A 14,842-nucleotide genomic window follows, 5' to 3' on the forward strand; every position below is an offset into this window, starting at 1 on the left:
CATCTGCCCATGCAGGCATGGCAAAGCTTGACAACGGGGAAGGAATCTCTACTCTTTTTTCTATCCCTGGCAACAGGCAGACAGATCCTACTCCGGAGAAAACGATGAAAAAGAAGTCCTTGAAGAGCCTCATAAGACAGGTGCGTAGCGAGCTTGAATGGCCGGTCCTCGAACAGCCCCACGAGATGCCGGTGATCCGCGTGGTCTCCTATCCCCGCACCCAATCCCATATTATCCTGATGCCGGACAAACTGCACAACAAGAGCAGCGACCTTGACTATCTGCACGAGCTGGGACACGCCTATTTCTGCGAAAAGGTCCACCCGGTCTTCTCGGCAACCAGCCAGTTCGCCCCCCAGGAAAACAAGCGCCTCTTCCTGCTGGTCATCCCGGCCCTCAATGCCGCCTGTGACTGGTTTATCGGCCACTGGCAGCTTGAACTGTCGCCGAAGGAAGCCCGGAAACAGCTCAGAGAAAGCCTCACCCTTGCCGAGGAGGTCCTGGCCGCACAGCAGCTCCCCCCGCTCGATGTCATCCTCGATGCCTCGCTCCTCATCGCTCAGGGGATTCACTACCTGGAAGAACCGATCGACTGCGGCGGCGTCCTCAAGGCCGTGGTGGACGCCTTTCTCTCCATCCCACCCGACCAGCCCTCGGCAGAGAACTGCCTCCTCCTGGTTAACCGGCTGATGGCGACCTACACCGACCACCGGGCCCGGCTGGCCTTTGACGGCGAATTCCATGTATGGGAGGTGGCCACACCCGATAAAACAGACGCAACCGGGACCGCTCCTGCCATAGACAAGGGTACAGATTCATGAACAGACGCCTGGTCATCCTCGTCATCCTGCTGCTGATGGGGGTCTCCTTCCTGGCCGGGGCATGGATCAGCTATCGCAGTTCCGGCACGGCTTCCACTGCTGCAGGCCGGAAGATCCTCCACTATGTGGACCCGATGCACCCCTCCTACACCTCGGACAAGCCGGGGATCGCACCCGACTGCGGCATGCCGCTGGAACCGGTCTACGCTGACGGCACCGTCGGTAAGAGTGACACCGCTCTCCCTCCCGGTACGGTCCGGGTGTCACCGGAAAAACTCCAGATCATCGGCGTCAAGTTGGCCACAGTGGAGAAGAGCGCCGGCAGCCAGCTGTTGCGGCTACCGGGGCGTGTCGCTGTCGATGAAATGCGGACATACGTCATCAATGCCACCATCGACGGCTGGATCACCTCGGTCGGCAGCAATACCACCGGCAGTTTTGTCCGCAAAAACGAAGTGCTGGCGACCTTCTACAGTTCGGAATTCCTCTCCGCCGGCCAGGCACTCCTCTACGCTCTTACCTCCATGGACCGGGTCCAGGGGGGGAGCCCCGCAGCCAACCAGCAGCAGAAGGACCAGATGCAGCAGTTCAACCTGAGCCTCAAACAGTACCGGGATTCCCTGCGCAACCTGGGAATGGGAGACCGGCAGATCGCAGAGATGATCAAAACCCGCAAGTACACGGAGAACATCGATATCGATTCGCCGGCCAACGGGCTCGTCCTCGTCCGGAACGTATCGCCGGGGCAGCGTTTCGAGCGGGGCAAGGAGCTGTACCGGATCGCCGATATCTCCCGGATCTGGATCCTGGTCGATACCTATGGCGCCGAGGTCGATCAGATGAAACCGGGCAGACTGGTGACGGTCTCGCTCCCGGGCAGGAACCGGACCTTTACGGCACGGGTCTCAAAAGTACCGCCGCTCTTCGATGCCGCCAGCAGGACGCTAAAGGTGAGGCTGGAGCTGGACAACCCCGGCTACATCCTCCGCCCGGACATGTTCGTGGATGTGGAGCTGCCGGTTTCCCTACCGGAAATGCTTGCGGTTCCCAGCGAGGCGGTGCTCGACTCCGGTCTGAAAAAGACCGTCTTTGTCGAAAAGAGCGCCGGTCTCTTCGAACCGCGCGAGGTGGAAACCGGCCGGAGCTTCGGCAACCGGGTGGAGATCGTTTCCGGGCTCAAACCAGGCGAACGGATTGTGGTCTCCGGCACCTTCCTCATCGACTCGGAAAGCCGGATGAAGACGGCCGCATCGGGGATCACCGGCCCGGCCAGCCTTGACCCGTCCTGCGGCATGTACGTAGATGAGGCAAAGGCGCGCGCTGCCGGCAACTTCCTGGAATCCGGCGGCACCACCTATTATTTCTGTTCGGACACCTGCAAAAGGGATTTTCTGAAAAAGGGAGGCAAGCCCTCTTCCACCACCGGATCGCCGGGAGCCAAGCCGACTGCAGCGCCGATGCACGACATGCATGGCGCAGGGCATGACCACGGCGCCATGGAGATGCCCGCCAACAAGGGTAGTATGGGCACCATGCCCGCTGCCGGGAAAAAGGCGAAGTCGCCTGCAGATGAGGGTATGACACACACGGGGTCAATGCAGGAATCGATGCAGATGCCTATGCCGATGGGAAAAGAAGCTGCTCCCATGCAGTCGATGCCGGCCATGCCTGCAGGGAAGCCCGCACCACAGCCACCCCCCATGCCGCCCATGCAGGGAGCAGAGCATTCACATGATTGATCGCGTCATCGAGTTCTGCGCCCATAACCGCTTTCTTGTCCTGATCATCGCGGTCATCGCGGCGGTCTGGGGCTGGTGGTCGCTACGCCATCTCCCGATGGACGCCATTCCCGATCTCTCCGACACCCAGGTGATCATCTATTCACGCTGGGATCGCAGCCCCGATATCATCGAGGACCAGGTCACCTATCCCGTTGTCTCGGCCATGCTCGGCGCCCCCAAAGTAAAGACTGTCCGGGGCTTCTCCGACTTCGGCTATTCCTTTGTCTATGTCATCTTCGAGGAGGGGACCGATATCTACTGGGCCCGTTCGCGGACCCAGGAGTATCTCTCCGCCGTCCTTCCCCGCCTGCCACAGGGGGTACGGACCGAACTCGGTCCCGATGCTACCGGGCTGGGCTGGGTCTACCAGTACGCCCTGGTCGACACTACCGGCACGAAAAGCTTGGCCGATATCCGCTCCTATCAGGACTGGTATCTCCGCTACTACCTGAAGGCGGTGCCGGGGGTGGCCGAGGTGGCCCCCATCGGTGGCTATGCCCGGCAGTACCAGGTGAACGTGGACCCCAACCGGCTCCAGCTGTACGGCATCTCCATCAACCGGGTGGCAGAGGCGGTACGGACCGGCAACAGCGAGACAGGCGGCAGGCTCCTGGAATTCGGCGGCACCGAATACATGGTGCGCGGCCGGGGGTATGCCCGGACCCTGGAGGATTTCGGCAATATCGTCGTCTCGGTGAACGAAGGGGGTGGCACGCCGATCCGGGTGAAGGACCTGGGCAGCGTCACCATCGGCCCCGACATTCGCCGCGGCGTGGCCGACCTGAACGGCACCGGCGACGTGGTTTCGGGAATCGTGGTCATGCGCCAGGGGGAAAACGCCCTTACGGTGATCGACCGGGTCAAAGCGCGCATCCGGGAGATCGAGCCGGGGCTGCCCGCCGGCATGAAGATCGTGCCGGTCTACGACCGCTCCGAGCTGATCCGGCGCTCCATCGATACCCTCACCTCGACCCTGCTGGAGGTGATCATCACGGTGGTGCTGGTGGTGTTCGTCTTCCTCTGGCATCCTCCCAGCGCCCTGATCCCGGCCATCACCATCCCCTTTGCCGTGTTGATCTCCTTCATCCCGCTGCGGCTGATGGGGGTCAATGCCAACATCATGTCGCTGGGGGGCATCGCCATCGCCATCGGCGCCCTGGTGGATGCCGCCATCGTGGTGGTGGAGCAGACCCACAAGAAGCTGGAAGCCTGGGAGCTGCGGGGACGGGTGGGAGACCAGCGCTCCATCGTCCTCTCCGCCATCAAGGAGGTGGGAGGGCCCAGCTTCTTCGCCCTGCTGGTGATCGCCGTCTCCTTCCTGCCGATCTTCTCCCTGGAGGCCCAGGAAGGGCGGCTCTTCAAGCCGCTGGCCTATACCAAGACCCTCGCCATGGTGGTAGCCGCGTTTCTGACCATCACCCTCGATCCGGCGCTGCGGGTCATGCTGACCCATACCCGTCAATTCTCCTTCAAGCCCCGGCCATTGAGCCGCCTGCTCAATCTCTTCACCGCCGCCCCTTTCAAGCCCGAACAGGAACATCCGCTCAGCCGGCTCCTGATCCGCGCCTACGAGCCAGTCGCGGCCTGGGCCCTGCGAAAGAAATGGGTGATCCTGGGGGGAGCGCTGCTCAGCATCGTCGCCGTCACCCCGCTTGCCCTACGGCTCGGCTCGGAGTTCATGCCCCCACTGGACGAGGGGAGCCTGCTCTACATGCCGACCACCATGCCGGGGATCTCGGTGGGAGAGGCGCAGAAACTGCTGCAGGTGACCGACCGGATCATCAGGCAGTTCCCCGAGGTGGACCAGGTGCTGGGAAAGGCGGGTCGGGCCGAGACCTCCACCGATCCTGCCCCCCTTTCCATGCTGGAAACGGTGATCACCCTGAAGCCGAAGGAGCAGTGGCGCAGCGTGGACACCTGGTATTCGGCCTGGGCGCCGGAGTGGCTGAAGGTGGTCCTGCGCCGGATCACCCCGGACCGGATCTCAACGGCCGCGCTGATCGAGCAGATGAACGAGGCGCTGAAACTCCCCGGCCTCTCCAATGCCTGGACCATGCCGATCAAGGGGCGCATCGACATGCTCACCACCGGCATCCGCACCCCGCTGGGGCTGAAGATCAGCGGCGCAAACCTCCTGGAGATGGAGGAAATCGGCAGCCAGGTCGAGGCAACGCTCCGCACGGTGCGGGGCACCCGCAGCGTCTTTGCCGAACGGACCGGCGGCGGCTATTTCCTGGACATCACCTGGAACCGTGAGGAGCTGGCCCGCTACGGTCTCTCCATGGATGAGGCCCAGGGGGTAGTGCAGAGCGCCATCGGCGGCGACAACGTCACCACGGCCTTTCAGGGGCGGGAGCGATACTCGGTCAATGTGCGCTATCAGAGGGATTTCCGCGCCGACCTGAATGGCCTGAAGAAGGTGCTGGTACCGGTGGAAGGGGGAAAGCGGCAGGTACCGCTGGGTGAACTGGCCGAGGTGAGCGTCACGAGCGGCCCCTCCATGATCCGCAACGAAGATGGCCTGCTGACCGGCTATGTCTACATCGACCTGGCGGACCGCGATCCGCAGGGGTATATCGACGAGGCGACCCCGCTGTTGAAGAAGATCGAGCTGCCGCCGGGGTATGCGGTGACCTGGAGCGGCCAGTACGAGGCGATGGAGCGGGTGAAAGAGCGTCTGACCATGGTGGTGCCGATAACGCTCCTGCTCATCGTCGGGCTGCTCTACCTGAACACCCGCTCGGCAGTGAAGACGGCCATCGTCATGCTGGCGGTCCCGTTCTCGGCGGTGGGGGCCGTCCTCCTCCTCTGGCTCCTCGGCTATCACCTGAGCGTCGGGGTCTGGGTCGGCCTGATCGCCCTGCTCGGCGTCGATGCCGAGACCGGGGTCTTCATGCTGCTCTACCTGGACCTTGCCTACGAAGAAGCCCGCAAGAGCGGGAGACTGCAAACCCGCGCCCAGCTTCGCGAGGCGATCATCGAAGGGGCAGTGAAACGGATCAGGCCCAAATTCATGACCACCGCCACCATGTTCCTCGGCCTGGTGCCGATCATGTGGGCCACTGGAACCGGAGCCGACGTGATGAAGCATATCGCGGCGCCGCTCATCGGCGGCATCTTCACCTCGTTCCTGCTGGAACTGCTGGTCTATCCCGTGATCTACGAACTCTGGAAAGGCCGTGCGCTACGCACCACCCCCCCTGAGGGGCTGTCGCCGGTCCAAACCGCGCCATAACCGCTTGAGGAGAACCCGATGCACCTGAACCGACCCATCGCCCGTTCCAGCTTCCTGATGCTCGCAGCAGCCATGCTGCTGACCGCTGCCGGCCCGCTCACCCTGGCCGGCAGCGCCCTTGCCGCCGAAAGGGCGACCGTCAGGGTCGGGTCGCCCCCCCCTTCCCTCTCGCTCCCAGACCTCTCCGGCAGGACGCACAGCCTCCCTCAGGAGGGCGCCGGCTCTCCGATGGTGATCCATTTCTGGAACACCGCCTGCCATTTCTGCCTGGACGAGATGCCGGCCATGGATGCACTCTATCGGAGCAACAGCCGCAAGGGGCTGAAGATCTTTGCCGTCAATGTGGGGGATTCGCGTGAACAGGCGAAGGAGTTCATCGAGCAGACGGGTGTCTCCTACCCGGTGCTTCTGGACAAAAACCGCGCGGTCTGGGTCAGGTTCGGCCTGACCGGCCTGCCGGCAACCTTTTTCATCGACAGAAGCGGCACCATCAAACACAAGCTGTTAGGTGCCGCCAGCCGCGAGACTCTTACCCGCTACATCCAGAATCTTTTCTGAAAAGCCGCTGCATCCGCATCCCCAATGGCAGATCAGGGCCGGGGATCGGTCACCCGGCCGTCGCGCATCTCGATGATCCGGTCCACCAGCTGTGCCTCGTAGACGATCGGATCGTGGCTCGCCATCAGGATGGTCTTCCCCTCGTCCCGGAGCCGCCCCATGATCGCCATGAACTCGTGGGAGAGCCTGGTGTCCAGGTGGGCGGTCGGCTCGTCGGCAACGACAATGGTCGGGTTGTTGATGAGCGCCCTGGCGATGGCGACCCGCTGCGCCTCCCCCCCCGAAAGCCACTCGATGCGGGCATCCGCCTTCTGCTGCAGGTCGAACAGGGCCAGGGTGTCGAGGGCGCGCCGGTTGAGGGCCGCAAACCGCTCGTCGGTGGGATAGGCCGGTGCCATGACGTTGTCCAGCACCGAGAGCCCCTTGATCAGGTTGAACTGCTGGAAGATGAAGCCGAAGGTGGTCCGCCGGATGCCAGTGAGGAACCGCTCCGGCAGCGAGGTGATCTCCCGGCCCGAAAGGAAGATGCGGCCGGCCGTGGGACGCGCCATGCAGCCGAGCAGGCTGAGCAGGGTGGTCTTGCCCGAGCCGCTCGGCCCCTTGAGCACCGTCACTTCCCCCAGCCGCACCTGCAGCGAAACCTCCCGCAACGCCTTGAATTCATTGGACTTGCCCTGATTGAAGACCTTGGTAACCTCGACCACCTCTATCATCGTTGGCACCTCACGAGCGCATGACCGCATCGGGGTCGACGGTTGCCGCCTGCCACGAGGGGATGATGGTCGCCACCGTGTAGGGGAGCACGGTGAACAGGAACAGGGTCGCCAGCTGGCCCAAGTCGATGTACGGGATGAGGCGGAACTCGGGATAGAGCGTGGACCACCCCTTGAGGACCGGCAGAAACAGGGCCGAGGAGGCATGGAAGACGTGGAGGTACGCCAGGATGGTCCCGACCAGGAAGGCGGTCAGGGAGATGACCTGCCCCTCCCAGAATTTCATCAGCAGAATGTCCGAGGTCTCCCAGCCGATCGCCTTGAGGATGCCGATCTCCTTGCGCTCCTCGGCAGAGAGGCCGCTTGCCTTGTCCCAGGCAAAGATGATGAAGGCCAGCCCCCCGGCGGCGAAGATCACCAGCAGCAGCCCGGAACGCCAGCTGAAGACCGCATCGTAGGTCCGCTCGATCTCGGTCCGGACGATGGGGCGGCAGTCGGGCAGAAGCCGGACGATCTTTTCCGCGATAGTGGTGAATTCGTTCTGATTGCGCACCGTCAGGGCCAGATCGGTGGCAAAGCCGGCGGGAATACCGGACAGGGCGCGATAGTCCGCCTCGGACATGAGGATCAGGTCTGCCGTGAGGAGCTGGGACGGCTCGTCGAGGACCCTGGCCACCTGGTAGCTCAGGAGCTGTCCGTCAAAACCGGTGAAGCTTACGGCATCGTTCGCAAAGAGGTTGCGCATCCGCGCAATGCCGCTGCCGATGGCGATCTCTCCCGGTGCCGGGGCATCGTGGTCCGGGACCATGAGGGTATAGTTGGCCCCGAAGTTCCCATCATAGTAGTACCCCCAGAGCCGCGGCGTTACCGACATCACACCGCGGATAGCGGCGATCTTTTCGGCATAGGCAAGGGGAATCGGCTGCAGGCGACCGGTAAGCGTGCGCTGGACAATGATCTCCGGGGCGTCGCGTAGGATCAGCCGGGCCTCGTGACGGAGTGCATGGGCGAAAAACATCACCGACGCCAGGAGGAAGACAACCAGGATATAGACGCAGAGCAGGGCGCCGTTCTTCCCCTTGCGCCGCACAAGCGCCGCCAGGGTGAAATCGATGATATGTCGCTGTCGTTCAATCACGTCTGACAACGCCTCCGGTGAGATGAGGGGGAGGCTGCAGGAGCGAGCCGGAGGGGAAATGTTCCAGAGCACCGGGGGAGCTCTGGAATGGGGTGGAAAGGTCGGCCATGGAGGGATGACGGGTATAGTTCGCCTCAGTGAAGAGACAGAGGTCGGTGAGCCGGAGATCCCCGGCAAGGAGCGCCATCCGGTCGACCTCGCTCCGGGCGGCGGCAACGCGCCACCGCCCGGAAACGAGCAACAGGGACAGGAGAATGGTCAGGCAGGCAAGGAGCGCCATGAACCGGGTAACGGGACGGATCGTCATCAATCCAGATCCTTCACCACCTGGGGCGTGACCTCCCTGAAACGGAGGAGACGCTTCCCCTTGTGATCCTTCATGAATTCGCGGGCATCCTTTTCCCTGGCAAAGGGGACGAGTTCACGCCCCATGGGACCGTAGACGTCGCTGCCGGAAACATACCAGGCACTAATGCCGTCCACCGGGACAAGGCTGTAGTAGTCGGTGACAAACAACCCCGTCATGTTCACCCCCTGCTTAACCTTGCGATATTCCGCCGGTTTCTGCAGGTATTTGAACATGTCCTTCGCCCCGTCGAAAAAGACCGTGCTGCCGTCGTTGTACTGGATCTGGGCGGCAAAATCGGGGAATTTCGCTACGAACATCCCGCAGACCGGGCACTTATCGGCTCCGGCCGGCTTCTTCGGCCCTTTGGCCGGGGTGGCCCAGCCCAGGGACGCCACCAGGACCACGCACAAAATGGTCAGAAGATAGGGGATCGGGCGTCTCAATGGTGCATCTCTTCATGCCCGTGCGGCATCATGACGGGCTTCTTTTTCCCCTGCTTGGGAGACTTGGACGCGGCCTTGAGCGCTGCGTCATAGGTAACGATGGTGCCGCCGAACTCCTTGACGAACTTCTCCGCATCGGCCTTGGCGGCAAATGCCCACTTGGGCTCCATGGTCATGACACCCTTCTTGCTCCCCCCCATGACCCAGGTAGCGGTCTTGGCGTCGATGAGTTCCTTGGTGTTGTAATCCGCTACTTTAACCGCCTTCACCTTCTTGCCGGGGTTTGCGGCCAGGTCGACTGCGACGCAGTTGATGCTGCAGGTCCCGACACTGGTGCCGTCGGCATACTCGATGAGCATCCGGCTGTGACTGAACGTGGTGCGATTCATGCCGCAGTGAACGCAGTCGGCAGGCGGTTCGACGGTAGCTGCCCAGGCAGCGCCTGCACCAAAGGCAACGAGTCCCAGCAGTAACACCAGCATCATCATCCGTTTCATGGCATCTCCTTGCGCCGTCTGACCGGCGGGTTTCCCCTGGCGACAGCATGGGTAGTAGGCACGGAGCCGTCGGCGGCACCGTTGCTGATCGTAATATGGATATTACTATACCAGCAATATTGCTATGCGCCACTCACGTCGAGGGCGCCCAGCAACAGGGAGGGGGACGCAACGGTGCCGAAGAAGCGGAGATCGTCCCCCACCCCCTCGACAGCCCTGAACAGTTCCTGGATGTTGCCGGAGATGGCGATCCCCTTGACCGGAACCGTCACCACGCCGTTTTCGATGAGAAACCCGGCAGCACCGACCGAGAAATCCCCGGAGATCGCATTGGCCGTATGCATGCCGATCACGTCGGTGAGGAGAATGCCTCTGTTGATCCCTGCCAGCAGCTGCGCCGCAGGGGTGGTGCCATTCTCGATAAAGAAATTGGTCACCCCCATGTGGGGCAGCCCCTTTGCCCCGCCGCGAACCGCATTGCCGGTCGATGCGCAGCCGTCCTTGCAGCCGCAGTAGCTGTCGTAGAGGAATCTCAGCAGTCTCCCCTCCTCCACGACCACGTTGTCGCGGCACGGCACCCCCTCGCCGTCAAACGGAGCGGTAGCCATCCCCCCGGCCAGGGTGCCGTCGTCGCGAATCCTGAGCAGCGGCGAAAAGAGCTGTTGCCCCAGCTTGCCGTCCAGAAGCGATTTCCCCTTCTGGACGCTCTCGGCCAGAAACGACGGCGCCAGCACCTCCAGGATCTCTCCGGCAACATGGCTGTCCATGACCGCGGGGCAGCGCATGGTGGGGATCTTCCGGGCACCCAGGAGGCCGGTGGCCTTCACTGCGGCTCTGGCGGCGATCTCGTCCACGCTCACCCCGGAAAAGGCGGTGCTGAACCCGAAGTCCCACCCCATCTGGGAGTCTCCCTCGGCCTCGGCCACCACGGCGATGCTGGAAGAGACCGAGGTGCCGCGGTAGCTTCCGTTCACCCCCAGCGAGTTCCTGATCGCCACGCTGTAGGCGTTTTCGCCGTAGCTGCTCTTCCTGACCCGCTTCACGCGCGGGTCGGCCGCCAGGGTCAGGCGCTCCAGGGCCATGGCCCGGCCGATCTTTTCCTCTTCCGGAACCGCTGCCAGCTCCGGGTCGAACAGCCCAGCCAATGCGGGGTATTCCTGGGGAAGGGGGAGCCCGTTGCATGCGTCAGGGGTCTGGGTTGCCGCACCCACCAGGGCATTGTCGATCATGCGGGAAAGGTCCTTTTCGTCCATGCTGGTCGCGTAGGAGAACCCGAGCCCCTGCCCCTTGAGCACCCGCACGCTTACCCCCACCGGAGCGGAGCAGCGGAAGGTATCCACTGTCTGATCCTTCACCTCGATGGAGAGGTTGCGCGACGCCCCGGCCATGATCTCCCAGCCATCCAGAGCACGCCCCTTGAGGAGCGATTCTATCCGTTCGACGATCTCGTGCAGTTCCATGACACCCTCCTGCCGCTGTTTTCCGGAAAAGAGCCGTTTCCAGAAACTAGACTATAGCCGGTCTTTCCCCAATACTCAACCCGGCAACTGTTACAGCGCGATAATCGCATTATCCGGGGCGATTCCGCACATCCGGCATGCACCTCGTCGCATTATGAGAATTTTCTTGGAATATCATTTTACAGACTGTCTGCCGGTGAGTATATTTTTACAGTCACCATCGGACAATTCTCATGTACTACGAATCAGATCAGGGGCTTAATCATGGACACGATCTTGATCAGCTACCGCAGGGAAGAGAGTGCCGGCCACGCCGGCCGGATCTATGACCGGCTGTGCGAGAAATTTGGCAGAAACCGGGTCTTCATTGATGTCTCGGCAGTCGAACCGGGCCTGGATATTGCGGAGGCCGTCGACCGGACCGTCGGCTCGTGCGCCGTGCTCCTGGTCGTGATCGACAGGAAGTGGCTGGGGTGCGTCGATGCCGCCGGCAAGCGCTGTCTGGACGACCCGCAGGACATTGTCCGCCTGGAGGTAGGAACGGCCCTGCGGCGCAAGATCAGGGTGGTTCCGGTGCTGGTGCAGAACGCGGCCATGCCCGCCGAGTCAAACCTCCCGGAAGACTTAAAACAACTGGCCCGCCGCAATCCGATCGAGATCGGCGAGAGCCACTGGGAAGCGGAACTGACACAACTGACAGGCACCCTGGGACGAATCCTGAACGGAGCAACAGCCGCTGCTCCCCAGCCGGAAACGACCGAACCGAAACCTGCTCTGCCAAAACAGAAGTTCCGTCTCAACTGGGTGATCAGCTCGATCACGGCAGTGGTCGTAGCGCTGACCGGGCTGCTTTCCAGCATAGAATCGTTCCGCGATGCCTTTGTCCGGGTGTTCAAGGGACCACCGGCACAAACGACCACGACGACATCGCAGCCAACCGGCACCACCGTTGCGCCACCCGGTGAAAAGGGCACGGCAGCCGAAACGGCTACAACCCCGAAGGAGACCGGCACGCCGGCAGATCCTGCGACGGGAACAGCGCCGGGACCTGCCAGGCCCGGCGTCGTCACCGTGCCGAATCTCACCGGGCAAACCCTGGACCGGGCCGTCGCCATTTTGAAAAAGGCAGGGCTGGTTGCGGGAGACGTCGAGGAACGCGAATCCGCCACAGCCAGGCCGGGGACCGTCATCTCGCAGTCGCCGCGGTCCGGCAGCACGATTGCACGGGGAAAGCCGGTACGCCTGGTCACTGCGGTTCGGTCGCCTGAACCGGCGCTGGTGACGGTACCGAATGTCGTGCGCCAACCCCTGGAACGGGCGGTACAGGTTCTGGTGGCCGCAGGGCTTCGGCCGGGTGCCGAAAAAACGCGCCCCACCGATGCGGCACGCCCCGGAACAGTCCTCGACCAGAAGATCAGGGGCGGCTCCCAGGCGCAGCGGGGGACAGCGGTGGACCTGCTGGTCGCCGTAGCGCCTGCTCCGGGCGATGCGACAGGGGATTCGGCACAGCCTGCCCGCAAGGTGGCTGCCAGGGGGAATCTGGATGTTCGGCAGACCTATCAGTTCGACCTGGATACGGGAAGGGTGACACAAAACGATGCGGACTTCTGGTTCGAGGCACAAACGGCGACGGAGCGCTACCTGACCCCGCAAAACGGCGCTGCGATGGCAGTCTCCACCCAGCGGGTCGACTACCAGGTCTGTGCCGCCGCAAACTTCGCCACCCAGCGCTTCCCGGTGGACAGACTGCCGGAAAACCGCTTTTTCTGCGTCCGCACCAGTCGCGGCAAGATTGCCATCATCAAGCTGCGGGAACAGGTCGGGCCGAGCCCCGGTATCATGAAGATCAGCTTTGTCAGATGGGAATGAGGGAAATGGGCCTTGAAAAGTTAGGGTGGGACCCCTGGTTTGAAGCGCTGTCGATACGGGAAGGCAGGCCAATTGAGATGCTGGCGCGGGTGGCAGCTGTGGACCGCGACCAGCTGGTGCTCCTGAACGACACGGGTGCATTCCGGGCAAAACTGGCGGGCAGCTACCTCTACCGTCACCGGCAATCAGAAGAGCTCCCCTGCGTCGGCGACTGGGTCTGTGTAGAGAAGAGCCCGGACGACGACTTCGGGCTCATCCATGCCCTGCTCGACCGCAGGACGAGCCTGCGCCGCAAGGCGGCAGGCGGGTCGACGGAAGCCCAGATGATTGCGGCCAACGTCGATTACGTCATCATCGTACAGTCCTGCCACTTCGATTTCAACCCGAACCGGCTTGAGCGCTATCTGGTCATGGTGCGGGACGGCGGCGCCGAGCCATGCGTCCTATTGACCAAGACAGACCTGGTCGAGCCTGACATAGTAGCCGACCAGCTTTCACGGATTCGTGCCCTCGGCGTCACCGCGCCGGTACTGACCCTGAGTAACGTCACCAGAGAGGGGATCGACGACCTGAAGCAGACATTGGTGCCCGGCAAGACCTATTGCTTTGTCGGCTCGTCGGGAGTCGGCAAGAGCACGATCATCAACGAACTGATCGGCCGGGAGCTGTGCGAAACAAACGACGTCAGCGCCACCGGCGAAGGGCGGCACACCACCGTCCGCCGGGAGCTGATCCTCCTCCAAAGCGGTGCACTGGTCATCGACAACCCCGGCATGCGCGAGTTCGGAATCCTCAATGCGGAAGACGGCATCGACGGCGGCTTCATCGACATTACCGACCTCGCATCCCGCTGCCGCTACCGGGACTGCAGCCATAGCGGCGAACCTGGCTGCGCCGTCCACGCAGCCCTGAGCGCCGGCGAGATCGACCGGGACCACTACGAGAACTATTGCAAGCTTAAGGAAGAGGCTGCATTCTACCAGATGTCCCACGCCGAGAAGAGAAAGAAGGATCGTGACTTCGGCAAGTACATCAAGTCCGTCAAGAAAGGGATGACGCGGGATTGACGGGTGGATGAAATCCTCTTGGAACCTGAATCCGGGGTAAAAGGATGGAGAATCGGGAGTTATGGAATAAGAGAAGTGGATTCTGCTGAGGATAGGCCGCCGGTAACAGAGAGGTTTGGGATTTATCGATTACCGATAGAGGGAGTGAATTACCTATATCGGTAGCTTTTGATAAGTGCAAAATAACGTCAAAATTCCCGGTATAAGGAACAAATCGTGTCCCCTATATGTGAAATTAATTCCTTATACCAGGAGCTGGTTGCCAATATTGGGAACTACTGCTAACTGGTCAATATGTAGTTAAGACGTTACCTGGCTTCTGCATGCAGTTTGAGGCCAAGCGCTGAAATAATTTTGAGAATCGTATCAAATCCTGGAACCCGCTCCCCTGAAAGGGCTTTATAGAGGCTTTCACGAGAAAGACCGGCATCACGAGCCACTTGAGACATCCCCTTGGCACGGGCTATGTCGCCCAGGGCTTTGGCAATGAAAGCGGCATCGCCATTTGCCTCTTCGAAAGATGCTTCAAGATAGGCCGCCATTTCTTCCGGAGTTCTGAGGTGTTCGGCAACATCATATCGGCTGGTTGTTGTTTTGGGCATTTTCAACTCCTATAGATTCTGTGCAAGCTGAATTGCTGATTTAATGTCCTTAGACTGGCTACCTTTATCGCCACCGGCCAAAAGGATGATCAATTCGCTGCCGCGTTGGATAAAATAAACTCGATAACCCGGACCGTAGTTGATTCGCATTTCCGAGACACCCTCCCCGACCGGCTTAACGTCTCCTGCATTCCCGGAGGCAAGTCGTTCAATCCTGACAAGGACACGAGCCTTGGCTTGGATATCGCGTAGGTTGTCAAGCCAGTTGGCAAAATGTTCGGTTTTGCGGATTTCAACCATAGACAAACT

The 14,842-nt window shown here is 61.7% G+C and carries 14 protein-coding genes; 6 read left to right on the plus strand and 8 right to left on the minus strand.

Annotated features, from left to right (window positions below; translation table 11 throughout):
• Window positions 1-104 precede the first annotated feature (104 nt).
• From GJT30_14605 to GJT30_14620, 4 genes are read left to right on the plus strand one after another with little or no spacing between them, the layout of a single operon-like run.
• Window positions 105-821: a hypothetical protein gene (locus tag GJT30_14605; GenBank protein ID MSM40843.1), complete on the plus strand. Its 717-nt coding sequence runs from the start codon at window positions 105-107 to the stop codon at window positions 819-821.
• On the plus strand, window positions 818-2,560 hold the full coding sequence (locus GJT30_14610; protein MSM40844.1) for an efflux RND transporter periplasmic adaptor subunit: 1,743 nt from the start codon (window positions 818-820) through the stop codon (window positions 2,558-2,560). The genes GJT30_14605 and GJT30_14610 overlap by 4 nt, the downstream gene beginning before the upstream one ends.
• The gene (locus tag GJT30_14615) at window positions 2,553-5,837 is read left to right on the plus strand and encodes a CusA/CzcA family heavy metal efflux RND transporter (GenBank protein MSM40845.1); all 3,285 of its coding nucleotides are present in this window, start codon (window positions 2,553-2,555) and stop codon (window positions 5,835-5,837) included. The genes GJT30_14610 and GJT30_14615 overlap by 8 nt, the downstream gene beginning before the upstream one ends.
• 18 nt (window positions 5,838-5,855) lie before the next feature.
• Window positions 5,856-6,395, plus strand: coding sequence for a redoxin domain-containing protein (locus tag GJT30_14620; protein ID MSM40846.1), 540 nt, complete (start codon window positions 5,856-5,858; stop codon window positions 6,393-6,395).
• 32 nt (window positions 6,396-6,427) lie between these two features.
• Here the strand turns inward: GJT30_14620 and GJT30_14625 are convergent, their stop codons facing one another.
• The 6 genes from GJT30_14625 to GJT30_14650 form a co-directional block, all read right to left on the minus strand.
• Window positions 6,428-7,108 (minus strand): ATP-binding cassette domain-containing protein, encoded by a 681-nt coding sequence (locus GJT30_14625; GenBank protein ID MSM40847.1) that lies wholly within the window; start codon window positions 7,106-7,108, stop codon window positions 6,428-6,430.
• A gap of 10 nt (window positions 7,109-7,118) precedes the next feature.
• Complete coding sequence (locus GJT30_14630; protein ID MSM40848.1) at window positions 7,119-8,246, minus strand: FtsX-like permease family protein; 1,128 nt, start codon at window positions 8,244-8,246, stop codon at window positions 7,119-7,121.
• Entirely contained in the window at window positions 8,239-8,553 is a 315-nt protein-coding gene (locus GJT30_14635) for a hypothetical protein (GenBank protein MSM40849.1), read from the minus strand. The genes GJT30_14630 and GJT30_14635 overlap by 8 nt, the downstream gene beginning before the upstream one ends.
• Window positions 8,553-9,026 carry a nitrous oxide reductase accessory protein NosL gene (locus GJT30_14640; GenBank protein MSM40850.1) on the minus strand — a complete coding sequence of 158 codons (474 nt, stop codon included), beginning with the start codon at window positions 9,024-9,026 and terminating at the stop codon, window positions 8,553-8,555. The genes GJT30_14635 and GJT30_14640 overlap by 1 nt, the downstream gene beginning before the upstream one ends.
• An 8-nt stretch (window positions 9,027-9,034) precedes the next feature.
• Window positions 9,035-9,535 carry a NosL family protein gene (locus GJT30_14645; protein ID MSM40851.1) on the minus strand — a complete coding sequence of 167 codons (501 nt, stop codon included), beginning with the start codon at window positions 9,533-9,535 and terminating at the stop codon, window positions 9,035-9,037.
• Between the two features lie 122 nt (window positions 9,536-9,657).
• Window positions 9,658-10,995 (minus strand): TldD/PmbA family protein, encoded by a 1,338-nt coding sequence (locus tag GJT30_14650; GenBank protein ID MSM40852.1) that lies wholly within the window; start codon window positions 10,993-10,995, stop codon window positions 9,658-9,660.
• A gap of 264 nt (window positions 10,996-11,259) precedes the next feature.
• Here GJT30_14650 and GJT30_14655 point away from each other — a divergent pair, with 264 nt between their 5' ends.
• Both GJT30_14655 and rsgA read left to right on the plus strand, forming a co-directional pair.
• On the plus strand, window positions 11,260-12,864 hold the full coding sequence (locus tag GJT30_14655; protein ID MSM40853.1) for a PASTA domain-containing protein: 1,605 nt from the start codon (window positions 11,260-11,262) through the stop codon (window positions 12,862-12,864).
• Complete coding sequence (gene rsgA / locus GJT30_14660) at window positions 12,855-13,931, plus strand: ribosome small subunit-dependent GTPase A (protein MSM40854.1); 1,077 nt, start codon at window positions 12,855-12,857, stop codon at window positions 13,929-13,931. The genes GJT30_14655 and rsgA overlap by 10 nt, the downstream gene beginning before the upstream one ends.
• Window positions 13,932-14,239: 308 nt before the next feature.
• Here the strand turns inward: rsgA and GJT30_14665 are convergent, their stop codons facing one another.
• Together GJT30_14665 and GJT30_14670 are read right to left on the minus strand one after the other, a co-directional pair.
• Complete coding sequence (locus GJT30_14665; protein ID MSM40855.1) at window positions 14,240-14,533, minus strand: putative addiction module antidote protein; 294 nt, start codon at window positions 14,531-14,533, stop codon at window positions 14,240-14,242.
• A gap of 9 nt (window positions 14,534-14,542) precedes the next feature.
• On the minus strand, window positions 14,543-14,833 hold the full coding sequence (locus GJT30_14670; GenBank protein MSM40856.1) for a type II toxin-antitoxin system RelE/ParE family toxin: 291 nt from the start codon (window positions 14,831-14,833) through the stop codon (window positions 14,543-14,545).
• Window positions 14,834-14,842: the final 9 nt, after the last annotated feature.

The sequence above is a fragment of the Geobacter sp. genome (assembly GCA_009684525.1).
Classification (GTDB): Bacteria; Desulfobacterota; Desulfuromonadia; order Geobacterales; family DSM-12255; genus Geoanaerobacter.

Excerpts from the sequence above, each read along its gene's own strand:
- GJT30_14665 (MSM40855.1), bottom strand. The coding sequence starts at position 14,533 with ATGCCCAAAACAACAACCAGCCGATATGATGTTGCCGAACACCTCAGA.
- GJT30_14620 (MSM40846.1), top strand. The coding sequence starts at position 5,856 with ATGCACCTGAACCGACCCATCGCCCGTTCCAGCTTCCTGATGCTCGCA.
- GJT30_14605 (MSM40843.1), top strand. The coding sequence starts at position 105 with ATGAAAAAGAAGTCCTTGAAGAGCCTCATAAGACAGGTGCGTAGCGAG.
- GJT30_14650 (MSM40852.1), bottom strand. The coding sequence starts at position 10,995 with ATGGAACTGCACGAGATCGTCGAACGGATAGAATCGCTCCTCAAGGGG.
- GJT30_14615 (MSM40845.1), top strand. The coding sequence starts at position 2,553 with ATGATTGATCGCGTCATCGAGTTCTGCGCCCATAACCGCTTTCTTGTC.
- GJT30_14610 (MSM40844.1), top strand. The coding sequence starts at position 818 with ATGAACAGACGCCTGGTCATCCTCGTCATCCTGCTGCTGATGGGGGTC.
- GJT30_14635 (MSM40849.1), bottom strand. The coding sequence starts at position 8,553 with ATGACGATCCGTCCCGTTACCCGGTTCATGGCGCTCCTTGCCTGCCTG.
- GJT30_14645 (MSM40851.1), bottom strand. The coding sequence starts at position 9,535 with ATGAAACGGATGATGATGCTGGTGTTACTGCTGGGACTCGTTGCCTTT.
- rsgA (MSM40854.1), top strand. The coding sequence starts at position 12,855 with ATGGGAATGAGGGAAATGGGCCTTGAAAAGTTAGGGTGGGACCCCTGG.
- GJT30_14625 (MSM40847.1), bottom strand. The coding sequence starts at position 7,108 with ATGATAGAGGTGGTCGAGGTTACCAAGGTCTTCAATCAGGGCAAGTCC.
- GJT30_14670 (MSM40856.1), bottom strand. The coding sequence starts at position 14,833 with ATGGTTGAAATCCGCAAAACCGAACATTTTGCCAACTGGCTTGACAAC.
- GJT30_14655 (MSM40853.1), top strand. The coding sequence starts at position 11,260 with ATGGACACGATCTTGATCAGCTACCGCAGGGAAGAGAGTGCCGGCCAC.